A 13,422-nucleotide genomic window follows, 5' to 3' on the forward strand; every position below is an offset into this window, starting at 1 on the left:
TATAGCACGCGCTCGCGCGGCGGAAGCGGAGCATCAACAGCACTATTGCGGGCACTTGCCGCAATATATTGCGTTCGGGCTGACGGCGTTTTCTAACATAGCGGCAAGCTAGCATTATTTTGAGGAGGAGGAGAAAAAAATGCTGGTGCGCGGCTACCCGAACCAACCGGAGATAGGATGCATGGAGATGGTACGAGCCAGCTGCCGTCATATTTACCATACAAAGGAGGAAGGTTAATGTTACAGGCTCTTGCTCGGCGCAAGGCGGCGTTCGTGGCGGTCATGTTGTTGGTACGCATCAAGTTCGTCATGTCTTACGAATAAACGGCAGATGAGCGTGCCCCCGGCTGTCGGGGCGCTTGTCCGTTCAAGGGGGGATCGCGCATGAAGCAATGGGAAAGGCAAGAAGTGGTAGTCTCGTATTCGCAGATCGCCGTCTATAATCGCGACGTGGATCATCCGTTCTCGGATTGGACCGACGCGCATATCCGGCAAGGCTTCACATGGCGGGAGGGCGCGGTTTCCTTCGGCACGATCGGGGACGAGCGCAGCGACATTGAGGTCGCGGTGCGTAAGGAGGCCACGCCCGCTCCGGATGCAATTCGGGCGATCGTCGTGCCGTTCGAGACGGGAGCGGGAGGCGTGATGGTTAGCAGCATTCTGTCCCAGGCGTATGAATACGATGTACCGCCAGGCAATTATGAGCTGTGGTTCGAAATCGTCCCCGGCGGCCCGGGGGAGGACGGCGGACGAACGCGCTACGTGTTCACGTTCATCCCATGCGGCGAGCCTAAGGCGCGGATCGCGAAACGGGACGCGGGGCTTACGCCCGGCAAAACGCTGCTGATGGTGGCGAGCCCGGCGATCTAATGCCGCGAAAAGGCATACGGCATGCAAAAGGCGCCGCGGGTCATAACGACCCGCGGCGCCTTTTGCATGGAGGCTGCCAGCATAACCGGAAGCTGACAGTGTATATTCTGCGAAGCGCGGAGCCTTTACCGCTCCGCGCTCTCCCGGCGCGCGTGCCATCGCGGCAAGCGGTGCCCGGTCACACGTCGGCGGTCAAACCTTATGCGGCGGCTTGCGCGGGTTGGCGCCGTTACGCGCCGCCTCGAAGCCCGCTCCGGTACTCCGTCGGCGTGACGCCGGTCACCTTCTTGAACACCCGGCTGAAGTAGTTCGGGTCGCGATAACCGGCTTCGAAGCACACTTCCTTCAAGCTGAGGCGCTCGTCCGCGATGAGCGTCTTCGCGCGTTCGATGCGCAAGCCGGTCACATAGTCGATGAACGTGTCGCCGACGCCCTGCTTGAACACTTTGCTGAAGTAGTGGGGATTCAGATGCACGTAATCCGCGACTTCTTCGAGCGAGATCTCCTCGGTGTAATGCTCCTCGATATATTGCTTGGCTCGATCGAGCACGGTAAGCGTCTGATGCTCGCGCTCCTCGCGGATATGCTGCAGCGCGCTCAGCACGTAAGCGCCGCTGTCCTCGCCGGGACTGCCGATGCCTGCGAGACTGTTCGCCTGAAGCTCGGCCTTGCCTTCGCGCAGCTCGTCGAATAGGCAGAAGGGGCCGCCTGGGCAGCAGGTCGAGGCGAATACGGCTTCGAAATACGACTGGCGCAGCCCGCTCTCGCCTTCTTGCCGGGAGCCGACGCCGACGGTGACCGTGCTGCCGGTCTGACGCCGCGCCAGCTCGGCGATACTCTCGGCGAATCGCTTGGCCGAACCGTAGCCGCCAGGATGCACGTCTTCCGGTTCCCGCATGAAGATCGCCATATGGCGTTCGATCGCGGAGCTGACGAGACACGGTTGGCCGCCGCTCTTGGCGAAGCCGCGTATCGTGTCGTAGAGCTTGCGGGTTAGCGCGGCGTCCGTCTTCTCCGGCAGCGCGACGACGAACGCTCGGCTCGCCGCCAGCGGGAAATCGATCCACTCCGCCAGCAGCGACGCGCCGATGCCCTGGACGTGATCGACCATCAGCATAAGGGCCAGCTCGTTCTCGGCAAGCGGCAGCAGCTCAGCCACCTGCTGGCGCAGGCGGAGTTCGCCTGCCCGCCGGATGCGATCTTGTTCGAGTTCCGCAAGCAGCTGCCGCAGCAGGGCGACGACTTGCTCCCGGCCGGCGGGCTTGACGATGTATTCTTTGACGCCCAAGGTGAGCGCTTCTTTCGCGTACGCGAAATAGTCGTAGGCGGTGACGAGCACGAGCTTCGCGTCCGGGAGCCGCTTGCGGATCTCGCGCAGCGCGGAGAGGCCGTCGATCCCGGGCATGTTGACGTCCATGAAGACGATATGCGGGCGCAGCTCCTCGGCCAGCTCAATTGCGGCGCGGCCATTCTCCGCGTGAATGATCTCGAACGTATCCGGCAGCATCCGGCCTACGATGAGCTCCAGACCTTCGCGTTCGAGCGCCTCGTCGTCGGCGATTAATAATCGGTACATCGGTTACTCCTTTCCTCTTGCCGGGATGCGCAGCGTAATTCGCGTGCCCTGCGCCGGCCCGCTGTCGATTCCGACCAGATCTTCTTCTCCGTAAAAAAGCCGCAGCCGCCGGAACACATTGCGCGTGCCGAGTCCGGTGGAGCCGGTGTTGGCGGAAGCCGCGCGTTCCTCGCCGGCATGCTCATCGCTAACGCGATACCCGCCGCCCGCTTGCAGCAGCGCCGCCCTCACGTCAGGCGACATACCGCGCCCGTTATCCGCAACGACGATCTCTGCGCCGTCGTCCGCCGTGCGGATATGCAAGCTGATCACTGCGTCCCGTTCCATGCCTTCGATGCCGTGCATGAACGCGTTCTCCAGCAGCGGCTGCAGCGTCAGCGCGGGAATGGCGAGATCGAGGACCGCCTCGTCGGCCTCGACCTCGAACCGCACCCGGTCGCGGAAGCGCGCTTGTTGAATAACGATATATTCGCGCACATGGGCGAGCTCGTCCCGGATGCGCACGGGCTGGTCCAGGCTGCGCAGATTGTAGCGGAGCATGCTGGACATCGAGACGATCAGGTCGCTCGTCCGGTCGGCGCCTTCCATGAGCGCCAGCTTGGACAGCACGTTCAGCGTGTTGAACAGGAAATGAGGGTTAATCTGGCTTTGCAGCGCGGCCAGCTCCAGCTCCTTCACGAGCCGGTCCTTCTCGGCGGCTTCCTTCTCGATGCGGGCCGATCGCTCCAGCGCGCCGAGCATTCTTCCGAATGCGTCCGTTAGCGTGCCCATCTCGTCGCGGGTTTGAGAGACGGGCGGCGGGGCGTCGGCCGCGCCGCTCGTCGTGACGCGGCCGGCCCAATCGACGAGACGGGCGACCGGCCGCGTGACGCTGCGCGAGATCCACAGCGCGAGCGCTACGCCGAGCGCCGTATGGACCGCGAACACGGCTAGACCGAGCCGGTTCATCCGGGCGCTCTGGCGCAGCGCCTCCTTATAGAGCGGCTCGTAGGCGGCGAGCTCCAGATCGACGAGCTCCGCGGCGGCTTCGCGGATGAAGCCCGCCGTCTCCTCGGCCGCCTCGTACCGGCTCAAGCTGACCGCGCCGCCGGCCCCCTCGTCCGTCAGCGCGGCCGAAGTCTGCTCCGTCAGCGTGGACAGCAGACGGCCGTAGGCGATGAACGCCGCTTCGTTCCCGAAAGGCTCGGCCGCGGAAACGGCCAACTCGCCAGCGGCCTCGGAAGCCCCCGCTTCCGCCTGGCGCAGCGCTTCCCCCGCAGCCGGAGCCGGATCGGCGAGATACCGATACATCGCGGTCAGCTGCGCTTCCGCGGCTTCGGCCGAGTTCCGAATGCCGAGCACCCGGTCCAGCAGCAGCCGGTAGCTGTCCTGCACGACATGGGCGCTCTCGAACAGCAGGAAGGCGACGGTGTTGGCGAGCAGCACGAGCAGCGGGATGAAGAGCAGCAGCTTTTTGCGGATGCTCATCGCCTTACCTCGCCTCTGCCAGACTGTCGACGCTCAGCCGGTCCAGCGTGAATACGTTCGTGTAATGCTCGCCGCCGACGTCTTCGCCAGCCCAATGCCGCTGCAGCAGCGCGACCGCCTGCGCGCCCATTTCCTTGGGCAGCTGCACGACGGAAGCCGCGATCCGCCCGTCCGCGATGCCCGCCCGCGTCGCCGCCAAGTCGTCGAAGGCGAGCAGCAGCGCATCCGTCCGCCCCAGGCGCTGCGCTGCCGCCATCATGCCTTCGCCGTCCAGCGCGGTGAAGCCGACGAGCACAGTAATGTCTTCACCGGCAGCCAGCATCCGTTCGGCTTCCCGCTGGGCTTGCAAGCGCGAAATATTGGTCGCGCGCACCGTTTGGACCGTCAGGCCGGGATAGCCCGCGATCGCCTTGCGCAATCCGGCAAGCCGCAGCTGCTGGTTCGCGGCCGTCTCGCTGCCGATCAGCACGCCAATGCGCCCCTTGCCGCCTGTCTGGCTCGCGACCAGCTGTCCCATGATCGCCCCGGCCGCTTGATTGTCCGTGCCGACATAGGAGAGACGTCTGCTTCCCGGTTCGTCCGTATCGAGCACGAGCACGGGAATGCCTTGCGCGGCCGCCTCGTCGATGAGTTTGGCGTATTCGGTGCGCCCGCCGAGCCCCTGGAGCAGAATCGCGTCGTACTTCGAGGCGATCGCTTTCTTCAGCAGCCGGATTTGCTCGGAGGGGGCGATGCGCGCCGGCCCCATGTAGACGAGCTCATTGCCGGCTATCTCTGCGGCCTCCCGGGCGCCTTCCTCGATCGAATGCCAGAACGGGTTGTCCCGTTCTTGGGCGATCAGCGCGATTTGCTTGCGCGTGCCGCCTTGTCCGCTCGCTCCGCTGCTCGGGAACAAGTCGCCGATGGCCGAGGAGGCGCGAACGAATTGCAGCAGCAGCGCGGCAAGCAGCAGCAACAGAAGCACAATGCCCGCGTTCCAAATTCGGTTCACCACCTGGGACCATCGCTCCTTTGCATGCTTAATTTCGCGTAGAATCTAGATGCCATTATACCGAATCGGCGCGCCTTGCCCAAATACAGAGCTTTCAACCGCGAATTTCCTCATTATGGTATAATGCGAGAAAAGCCGAAGGGGACCGATCATGACATACGAGGACGTAATGGCGGAGCTGGAAGCGATGGGCTCGGAACAGACGAAACGCACGTTCTTCCGGCACGGGGCGAAGGAGCCGTTCTTCGGCGTTTCGCGTCGGGGATTTGAAGAAGCTGGCGAAGATCGTGAAGAAAGATCAGCCGCTGGTCATTTGCTAAAGCGAGTTCAAAAAATCGGCAAATCAGCACCGAGAAGGCGGCGGGAAGGCGAAGAAGGAGGAGCGGCGTTTAGGCGAACCTAAATGTGCACCGGGCTTCAAGGCTGAACGCAAAATGCGATGCCGAGTTACGCCTTGAGCTGCTTCGTGCTCCATTGGCGGCTTTGTGAACCACCTCTAAAAAAAGAGAACAACCTTATCAGAGCTCCGGAACGGGCCCGTGGATAAGCTTGTTCTTCATGTCCTCGTTATAAAATTCGTCGAGTTCGTCATCCGAGCAGAAGCTGCAGCTGCCGAGCACGTCCTGGCTGCGCAGCCGGGTGGACAGCATGTTGAGGTAAGCCATGAGCTGCCGTTCCTTGTTGACGTCCAGATAGAATTGAATGCCGTATTCGAATAGCGAATCGTCCAGCTTCGTCTTGCGCGTAAGGGCGCCGATGACCTTGACCGGCTCGTTGAACAGCTGGAACGTGAATTCAAGCACCAGATTGACGTGAATGGGCAAATCCAGCTTGGAATGCATCCGAATGCCGCCGGCGCTAATGTCTTTAATCGCAATTCGGGAATGCTTGGTGTCCGTCTTCGTGCCGCTCACGGCGATGATCTTGAGCAGCGCGGACAGCGGAATTTTAAGATTGACTCGGAAGAACGCCCGTTTATTGGACGGTTGCATGTTCGCATCAGCCTCAAGATCGAAATTCTACAGCAATTTATTATACACCAAAAGTCCTGCTTTAACAGGGTTGTCAAAAGAAGAATTTTTATCCGGAGCGGCTTGTAAGTTGATCCGGTTAAGAACGAATGTCATTCGGGTTCGAGGAGGTTGCTCAGCGATGCATCGAGCGGACGACGAGCGATCCGTCGCGCTGTATCCGGCCAAAGCCAAGACCGGGAGCCTCACGCTGGCCGCCGCGCTCTTCGTGGCGACCGGGTGCTCCATGATCGCAAGCGACGAGGTATTGATCCGGTTATTCGGCTTGCTATGCGTGTTGTTTTTCGGCGGCTGCTTCATTTATCTCGCGTATCGGATGTTCAATCGTCAGCCTTCCCTGCTTATCGACGACGAGGGCGTCACCGACAATTCATCCTATGTGGGCGGCGGGCGGCTGGCCTGGCAGGACATTGTGTCGATTCAACTATACGATTTCATGGGGCAGCGGATGATCGGACTTACGCTGCGCGACCCTCGGGCGCTATACGACCGACAGGGGCGGTTCAAGCGGCTGCTGCTCAAAGCGAACAAAGGGCTGGTGCATGCTCAGGTGAATATTCCGCAATCCGCCCTCGCGATACCGCTTGAGCAGGTCTACGACATGCTGCTGGAGCGCTGGCACCTGCATGTGGAGCCCGAGCTGCCAGGCGACGAGGAAGAGGAAGAGGAAGAGGAAGATGGGTCGGGCGACGAGGAAGAGAAGTATCGATAGGAAGAGAGGGGAAGCGACTTGAAAGCGGTGAGGAAACTCGGTAACGGCCCGGCGCAGCGAAGCGAAGCTGATAACAGATGCGGCCGGGCTTGAGTGGAATTTGTTATCAGCCGACTGCGCCAGCTCCCGGCCACGGACATCGACAAGTGGAGGGATTGGAATGGATGATCGGCAGTTGAAATTATTATGGGAAGCCGAAGAGAACGCCGTATTTCAAGGATGGGACTTCGGGTATATTCGCAATCGCATCCGGGAGCAGCCGCTCCCATGGGATTACCACGCGATCGTGGAAGCAAGCCTCAGCGAAGAGACGATGCTGCTCGATATGGGCACCGGGGGCGGGGAATTGCTGTGCTCCCTGCGTCCGCCTGCGGGGCGCACCTACGCGACGGAGGCGTATCCGCCGAACGTGGAGCTATGCAGGCGGACGCTGCCCGCGTACGGGATAGAAGTCAGACAGATCATCGAGGACGATAAGCTGCCCTTCGACTCCGGCATGTTCGATCTGGTCATCAACCGGCACGAATCGTTCTCGCCGGAGGAGGTATTCCGAGTACTGAAGCCGGGCGGGCGCTTCATCACGCAGCAGGTAGGCGGACGGAACAACCGCGAACTGGCGCGAACGCTGCTCGGCGACGATGTCGGCTTGACCGATTCGGATTTCGGCTTGGCATCGGCGAGGCAATCGCTGGAAGCGGCGGGCTTCGCGATCGAACGGGCGGAGGAATGCTTCCCCGTGCCGACCTTCCTCGACGTCGGCGCGCTTGTCTATTTCGCCCGCATCATCGAGTGGGAATTCCCGGGCTTCTCGGTGGAACGCTGCTTCGGCGCGTTGCGCAAGCTGCATGAGGAGGCAGTGCGCGTCGGCGGCATTGCGACCGTGGAGCATCGTTTTCTGCTGACGGCGGTTAAGCCGGACGAGACGCGTTGACGAGGAAGTACACTCGTACGGAATGGGAGAGGGACGATGCGAATTCGGTTGATTGACCCGGAAGAGGCCGGCGTTATTCGCGAGGCGGCTGGTCGCTGGTGGGGCGGAAACTACGATAGCGACATGTTCAGTAAATGGTACATTCACCATTTTCGCGAAACATGCTTGATGGCTGAGATGGACGGGGAGATGGCGGGATTCGTCATGGGCTTCTACTCGCAGACGGAGGCGGATTCCGCGTACATTCGGATCGTCATGGTAGACCCGGCGCATCGGGGGAGCGGCATCGCGCGCGCGTTGTACGAGGCGTTCTTCGAGCGGATCGCCGTCAGAGGGAGAAGCGTGGTTCGCTGCGTCACCGCGCCGCACAAGGCGAATTCGCTCGCTTTTCACGCCAAACTCGGGTTCCAGATCGAGCCTCAAGCGGAGGAGCGGGACGGATTTCCTGTCGTCGTCAATTACGACGGGCGCGGCGGCGAGCGGGTCGTGCTGGTGAAGCGGCTCTCGTAAAGCGAAGCTGCGGGTTGATAGGAAATGAAGCAGAGAAGGCCGCCAGTTGGCGGTCTTCTCGCGTTGCCTTTCGATTACATTCCGCTTGCACTGTTCAGTATTTTTGCTTGACTGCCCGCAGCAATTCATGGACAATGACAAACCCTGCACATGCACATTCGCTATAACTTGCAAAACCGAAGATAGGGGGGATCCAGACGTCCTTTTGTCATTTCTCATCGGTTGCTCAGTTTGAGCCCACTGCCCGTTATTTCCATGAAAAAGCAGCCGATCATTGGTGATCAGCTGCTGTAGTGGTTATTCCGCTATTGTTTCCCGAGGTCTAAAAGCAAACACCCGAAAAATCGGGGGTTCACCAATCATTTGTCATCCTTTCCATCCACAGAGAAACTCCGGAAATATAATTCCTGTTGCTTGATCATATAATCCGAAGATTTTTTCATCATCTCGGCAAAGAGCTGGCTTTCTTCCTCCCCTAGATGCTTAACGAGACCAACGAACATATTAAGGCGGGCCTCATTAATGCGCTGTATATACTTTTTTCCTTTATCCGAAAGCTGGATTCTGACAACTCGCCGATCGGCAGGATCGGCATGACGTTCGACAAGTTCCTGTACTGCCAGACTGTTGATATGATGCGTTACCGTTGGTGAAGTAACATTCAGTTTTTCGCTTATTTCCGAAACCATCAATCCCGGACTATCATCTTTGACATTCATGCTGATGAAAAAGAGAACCATGATCTCGCCTGGCTTTTGATTGTATATTGAGCGATTCTGCATCATATTTCCGCCAACCTGCGATTGGAAGTACGATTCCATTAATTGCATTGCTATTTTTTTCTGCTCATCCGACAATCCATTCACGCTCCGAATAAAAATTGTTTGGGAATTACATGATTTTCGCTGATCGGTTCCAGATGCAATGTCGCAATTATTCTAAGGCTCCATTACGTCTGCATATCGCGCTGCGATGGTATAGAATACCTCCTTGGGCTCCCAGGGCATGTCGGGGTAAGTCGCGCCGCGACCTTCTTGCAGTACTCGTACGATCCCATAAGACGCTCGGTCATAATCATTATTGGGGTCTTCGTCGTATGGCAAGTTGTGACAAGCAAAGGTACACCAGAATGCGGTGTCGACTCCGGCTTCCTCGAAAACGTTGACGCTATCGTTGAAGTATTGACTCTGTTCGGACTCATCACGTTCGTAGCTGCCTTTCAGCCGAACTGCACGCCCACCGTCCCACTCGACGATGAATATTCCGCGTGCGCCCAATTCGAATGCGCCATTGCAGGTCGTGCACCCGAACTCGGAGATCACCAGAGGCTTGTTTGAGCTTGCCAGCTTCTTGATTGAATCCGCATAGAGATGAGCAACATCAGCAGAGTTGTACGCGTCAACGGCGATGAAGTCGAAAGGTTCCCAGTTCACAGGTTCGCTAGGAAGGGCTGCATACGTAACTCGTCCCTCGAATCGAGCTCGAACGACGTCTACAGCTCTTGCTAGGAAGTCGTTGAGAAGAGTTGGTAATTTCGCGAACGCTGCACGGCTAACCGTCGGTTCGGACAAAGCCGCGAGGCGATCCGTCAGCGTCTCGCCGGGAAAGAAGCCGCGGGTAAAGAGCATGAGTTCGGCACCCGTGACCATGACCACCTCAGCCCCCGTAACCCGGAGCCGCTCGGCCCGTGCGGCACAGTCCGCAAGCAAGGCAAGCAGCTCTTCTTGGTCGAGTTCGTTGGTGAATGGCGAGAACCACACTTCGAGCCCTACTGCTGCTGCCGCCTGTGCAGCAATCTCCAGGCGATCAGGCTCGCCGCCTGTCACGCGTACGGCCGTGCAATGCAGGTCGCGCCGTATAATTTCCATCTCTCTGTACACTCTCGCCGGATCGAAGTTGGGGTGTGTGCTGGTTCCTTCACTTAGAAATCCCGTGTCATAGGTCACTCCACGCATGCGCATAGTTGACAAACTCCTTTCGGTTTCAAAATACATAGATTATCGAATAGTTAGATTATAAATATAATAGATGTTCTAAGTATATGCATGCGAATGTATATGATCAACAAAAATTTCCTTAAATTGCCCTTTAGTTGAGAAAAACGGCAGCCTTGCGCGGCTGCCGTTTCTTTGTAATCGTGGAGCTATAGTTCCTCTGTCGCAGTACAGCTTCGTGCATTAGCAAACCAACGTTTTTATGGTTTAAACGCTTCTTCTAGTGCAGCCGTATCTTCAAAGATTTGAAAAAACCTTATCTGCCCTTGCTCTACTTCGCAAACCATTGCCCAATCACTGTCGAATACTTTACCGGTTACACTGCTTATAAATCCGGTAAATTCCCTGATTTGGTCCCAACCCGGTATGGCGTTGAGATACCCTCATAATTGAGCATCATGCTCATCCCCATGGAGGAATGCCTCAGATTATGACAATGCATCATCCACAAGCCGGGGTTATCCGCCATCACATAGACCTCATAGGATTCGCCTTCTTGCGTTGCCAGCGTATCTAGAATAACTGAGCTGCCGGTCAGCGGGTGGCCATTTCGGCTTAATACCTGAAAAACATGCCCATGCAGATGAAAAGGATGATCGCCTCCACCATTGTTGATAATCGTGAGCTTCACACGCTGGCCTTCTTTTACAACGATCGGGGGGATTTCATGAAAGCTCTTGCCGTTAATCGATTTGACGAACAACTTTTGACCAAGCTCGAGTGTATAGCTCTTATCGATGATCAAGTTCCCGACAGGGGCAAGCGGGTCCGGTGCTCCATAATTCGTCCAGTCAAACAGCGAGTAATCGGAACGGGGCTTAGGATCGCTCCCTGCTCCCAGTACTGCTCTCAAACCTGAATCGGTTTCGACGATCGCCTTGCCTTCTTGTGGCATCCGTAACAGCAGATCGTAGCGTTGCCCCGCCGCTATTTGGAATTGAACATTTTCCAGCAACCCAGGCTCATGAAGGTCATGGCCATCCATTGCGATAATACGGTAAGCTGCTCCGTTCACGCTTATCGTTTCCGTCTCATTCGCTGCATTAATCATTCGTAGTCGAACCGCTTTTCCGGGACCCGCCTGGATATTCAGGCTTTTGGTTGAACCGTTCATGAGCCATGTTCCGTTCAATTGCTGGATAAGAAGGGCCTCCTCTTGTTTGTACTCCAAGCGTTTCTTCAGAGGCTCGATTATGAGCTTTCCGAGCAAGCCCTTTTCGACCTGGACCGAGCTGGCTTGATGGGAATGATACCAGTAGGTACCCGGATGGTCGGCGATAAATTCATACGTAAACTGCTCACCGGGCTTTACCGCTTCTTGCGTTACGCCGGCCACGCCATCCTGCGAACAGGGAAGGATGATCCCATGCCAGTGGATCGTGACACCTTCCTTTATGTCTGTATTCTTCAGCACGATACGTACTCTTTCTCCCTCCGTCACCCGAATTTCGGGCCCGGGCGTAATTCCATTGAATGCCCATACCTGCTCGGTTTGCCCATTGTCTAATTTCTTTTCGTGCTGTGCGGCTGTAAGCTCATATTCACGTACAGGCTCATTACCAGCTTTCTCGGTCATCGCTTCGCATGACTGGGTAGGCTGCAGGCCGATGGTAGTTGCATTATGCATGGTTCCATGTTCATGCCCGTTCATGCCGCTCATATGCTGCATAGCAGCCATGTTGACTTCAAACGGTTTTTGCATTCGCATTTGCCAAAAATACGTAAGAACAACGCTACCCAACAGAACGACCACTGCCAGACTGGCGATTCCGGTTTTACCTTTCCATGTCCATCGTCGCATATTCCGACTCCTTAAATTTATTGATCAATCCATTACATAACATTCTGGTTGATTAGGTGATAAAGCATTATTGCACATATTACTGCTTCTTTAGGTTCGGAATTACGGTAAGAACAACGCTTGCTCCCAGGATCGCCAATGCGGCAGCACCTAGGAATATCCAAGCAAAGCCACTCGTTAACGCTTGCGGTTGCGAAACACCTTGCTCAAGCAGGCTTTCTGTCCTGGCTGAGGATAAAGCTGTTAAAACCGCGATGCCAATTGCCCCGCCGATTTGTTGGCTCGTATTCACTAAGCCGCTTGCAAGCCCTGCTTCGTCATCGGCAACTCCGTGTACCGCAGCCTCCGTTCCAGAAACGAATGCGCCGCCCAGTCCGATGCCAATCAGCATGCTAGGACCAAGTAAGTGAATAGCGAATACAGCATTGCTTGGCGCGAAAGAAAGCCATATGAGGCCGGCGGCCAGCAAAACTAGAGACGCAGCCAGCGGGCGGCGTGTTCCGAATGCCTTAACTATGGAAGGGACAACGCCGGCAATTGCAACCAAAGCACCTGCCATTGGAAGCTGAGTAAGCCCCGCTTTCATTGCGTCATAGTGCAGTACCTGTTGCATATAAACCGAGAGTGCAAAGAATAATGCCGTAGTCGCACCGCCTATGAGGAACATCGCCAGATTGCCGCCAGTCACCCATCGATTGCGGAAGATGGACAGCGGCATGAGAGGGTTTGCAACCCGTTTTTCCAAGAAGATGAACGAAGATAGCAAACTAACAGCGCCGCTCGCTAATATCAACGTCTGAGGCGATGCCCAACCGACGCGTTCCGTTCCGGAGAGAGCGGCGACCAGCGCGGTTATGCCCGCGGTCACCGCCGCTGCTCCCGTCATATCCAAACCAGTGCGTTCGCTAGGGGCATCTTTAGAGATTAAGAAAGGTACTGTCGCGATGATCAGAACACCGACGGGAACGTTCACAAAAAACACGGATGCCCAACCTAAGGAGGAGGTAAGAACACCGCCTAATAAAACGCCCGCCGCGCTACCGATACCTGCGACCGCCCCCCAGATGCCGAGTGCTTTCGCCCGGTCCTGCGGATCTGCGAACAGCTTGGTTAGGAGAGCGAGTGCGGCCGGTGCCAGAAGGGCGGCGGAGGTGCCTTGAACCGCTCTGGCCGCTAACAACCACTCCCCAGATATAGACACTCCCGCGGCCGCCGAAGCGACGGAGAAGCCGGCAACGCCGGCAATGAACAATCTCCGATGCCCAAACCGGTCGGACAGCCTGCCGCCTAGTAGAAGCAGTCCACCAAACGGCAGCACATAAGCCGTAATAACCCAGCCCAACATATTGGTTCCCAAGCGGAGTTCGGAGCCTATCGCCGGAAGCGCGATATTGACGATGGAAGCGTCTAGCACAACCAAGAATTGCGCCAATGCGAGTGCAATCAGTGCCCACCATCGATAGGGCATTGCTCCGGGTATTGCCTTTAACGATTGAGCCATTACTGTCATAACAACCGATCTCCTTATTCATCGAGTTT

General features: G+C 57.3%; 12 protein-coding genes and 1 pseudogene. 5 read left to right on the forward strand and 8 right to left on the reverse strand.

The genetic code is table 11. The features are described 5' to 3' along the window. Positions 1–384: 384 nt before the first annotated feature. Positions 385–870, forward strand: coding sequence for a competence protein ComJ (gene comJ / locus ACFFSY_RS25360; protein ID WP_377499399.1), 486 nt, complete (start codon positions 385–387; stop codon positions 868–870). A gap of 229 nt (positions 871–1,099) precedes the next feature. Here comJ and ACFFSY_RS25365 read toward each other — a convergent pair whose 3' ends face one another. Genes ACFFSY_RS25365 through ACFFSY_RS25375 form a run of 3 tightly spaced genes read right to left on the reverse strand, consistent with a single transcriptional unit; the run spans position 1,100 to position 4,907 of the window. Beyond that, complete coding sequence (locus ACFFSY_RS25365; protein WP_377499401.1) at positions 1,100–2,446, reverse strand: response regulator transcription factor; 1,347 nt, start codon at positions 2,444–2,446, stop codon at positions 1,100–1,102. Between the two features lie 3 nt (positions 2,447–2,449). Then, the gene (locus tag ACFFSY_RS25370; protein WP_377499403.1) at positions 2,450–3,913 is read right to left on the reverse strand and encodes a sensor histidine kinase; all 1,464 of its coding nucleotides are present in this window, start codon (positions 3,911–3,913) and stop codon (positions 2,450–2,452) included. Positions 3,914–3,917: 4 nt separating this feature from the next. Then, positions 3,918–4,907: a substrate-binding domain-containing protein gene (locus ACFFSY_RS25375; protein WP_377499405.1), complete on the reverse strand. Its 990-nt coding sequence runs from the start codon at positions 4,905–4,907 to the stop codon at positions 3,918–3,920. Between the two features lie 148 nt (positions 4,908–5,055). Here ACFFSY_RS25375 and ACFFSY_RS25380 point away from each other — a divergent pair. Further along, positions 5,056–5,215 (forward strand): annotated as a pseudogene (locus ACFFSY_RS25380) (DNA alkylation repair protein); the annotation flags it as partial. Between the two features lie 207 nt (positions 5,216–5,422). On the opposite strand, the gene ACFFSY_RS25385 reads toward ACFFSY_RS25380, so the two are convergent. After that, on the reverse strand, positions 5,423–5,896 hold the full coding sequence (locus ACFFSY_RS25385) for a PilZ domain-containing protein (RefSeq protein ID WP_377499407.1): 474 nt from the start codon (positions 5,894–5,896) through the stop codon (positions 5,423–5,425). 160 nt (positions 5,897–6,056) lie between these two features. On the opposite strand from ACFFSY_RS25385, the gene ACFFSY_RS25390 reads away from it, so the two are divergent. From ACFFSY_RS25390 to ACFFSY_RS25400, 3 genes are all read left to right on the forward strand, one after another. Beyond that, positions 6,057–6,647 carry an STM3941 family protein gene (locus ACFFSY_RS25390; protein ID WP_377499409.1) on the forward strand — a complete coding sequence of 197 codons (591 nt, stop codon included), beginning with the start codon at positions 6,057–6,059 and terminating at the stop codon, positions 6,645–6,647. A gap of 160 nt (positions 6,648–6,807) precedes the next feature. After that, entirely contained in the window at positions 6,808–7,578 is a 771-nt protein-coding gene (locus tag ACFFSY_RS25395; RefSeq protein WP_377499411.1) for a class I SAM-dependent methyltransferase, read from the forward strand. Between the two features lie 36 nt (positions 7,579–7,614). After that, positions 7,615–8,088 (forward strand): GNAT family N-acetyltransferase, encoded by a 474-nt coding sequence (locus ACFFSY_RS25400; RefSeq protein ID WP_377499413.1) that lies wholly within the window; start codon positions 7,615–7,617, stop codon positions 8,086–8,088. Between the two features lie 359 nt (positions 8,089–8,447). Here the strand turns inward: ACFFSY_RS25400 and ACFFSY_RS25405 are convergent, their stop codons facing one another. The 4 genes from ACFFSY_RS25405 to ACFFSY_RS25420 all read right to left on the reverse strand — a co-directional run bounded on the left by ACFFSY_RS25405 (position 8,448) and on the right by ACFFSY_RS25420 (position 13,393). Then, positions 8,448–8,945, reverse strand: coding sequence for a MarR family winged helix-turn-helix transcriptional regulator (locus tag ACFFSY_RS25405; RefSeq protein WP_377499415.1), 498 nt, complete (start codon positions 8,943–8,945; stop codon positions 8,448–8,450). Between the two features lie 81 nt (positions 8,946–9,026). Beyond that, positions 9,027–10,049, reverse strand: a complete 1,023-nt coding sequence (locus ACFFSY_RS25410; protein ID WP_377499417.1) for a hypothetical protein — start codon at positions 10,047–10,049, stop codon at positions 9,027–9,029. A 358-nt stretch (positions 10,050–10,407) separates the two neighbouring features. Further along, positions 10,408–11,883, reverse strand: coding sequence for a multicopper oxidase family protein (locus ACFFSY_RS25415; protein ID WP_377499419.1), 1,476 nt, complete (start codon positions 11,881–11,883; stop codon positions 10,408–10,410). Positions 11,884–11,962: 79 nt separating this feature from the next. Next, complete coding sequence (locus ACFFSY_RS25420) at positions 11,963–13,393, reverse strand: DHA2 family efflux MFS transporter permease subunit (RefSeq protein ID WP_377499420.1); 1,431 nt, start codon at positions 13,391–13,393, stop codon at positions 11,963–11,965. Positions 13,394–13,422 lie beyond the last annotated feature (29 nt).

The sequence above is a fragment of the Paenibacillus aurantiacus genome, from assembly GCF_042431225.1.
GTDB classification, from domain to species: Bacteria; Bacillota; Bacilli; order Paenibacillales; family Paenibacillaceae; genus Paenibacillus_Z; species Paenibacillus_Z aurantiacus.

Bases quoted from the DNA above. Each gene is read 5' to 3' on its own strand.
- comJ (WP_377499399.1), top strand. From the start codon at position 385: ATGAAGCAATGGGAAAGGCAAGAAGTGGTAGTCTCGTATTCGCAGATC.
- ACFFSY_RS25365 (WP_377499401.1), bottom strand. From the start codon at position 2,446: ATGTACCGATTATTAATCGCCGACGACGAGGCGCTCGAACGCGAAGGT.
- ACFFSY_RS25370 (WP_377499403.1), bottom strand. From the start codon at position 3,913: ATGAGCATCCGCAAAAAGCTGCTGCTCTTCATCCCGCTGCTCGTGCTG.
- ACFFSY_RS25385 (WP_377499407.1), bottom strand. From the start codon at position 5,896: ATGCAACCGTCCAATAAACGGGCGTTCTTCCGAGTCAATCTTAAAATT.
- ACFFSY_RS25390 (WP_377499409.1), top strand. From the start codon at position 6,057: ATGCATCGAGCGGACGACGAGCGATCCGTCGCGCTGTATCCGGCCAAA.
- ACFFSY_RS25395 (WP_377499411.1), top strand. From the start codon at position 6,808: ATGGATGATCGGCAGTTGAAATTATTATGGGAAGCCGAAGAGAACGCC.
- ACFFSY_RS25400 (WP_377499413.1), top strand. From the start codon at position 7,615: ATGCGAATTCGGTTGATTGACCCGGAAGAGGCCGGCGTTATTCGCGAG.
- ACFFSY_RS25410 (WP_377499417.1), bottom strand. From the start codon at position 10,049: ATGCGCATGCGTGGAGTGACCTATGACACGGGATTTCTAAGTGAAGGA.
- ACFFSY_RS25415 (WP_377499419.1), bottom strand. From the start codon at position 11,883: ATGCGACGATGGACATGGAAAGGTAAAACCGGAATCGCCAGTCTGGCA.
- ACFFSY_RS25420 (WP_377499420.1), bottom strand. From the start codon at position 13,393: ATGACAGTAATGGCTCAATCGTTAAAGGCAATACCCGGAGCAATGCCC.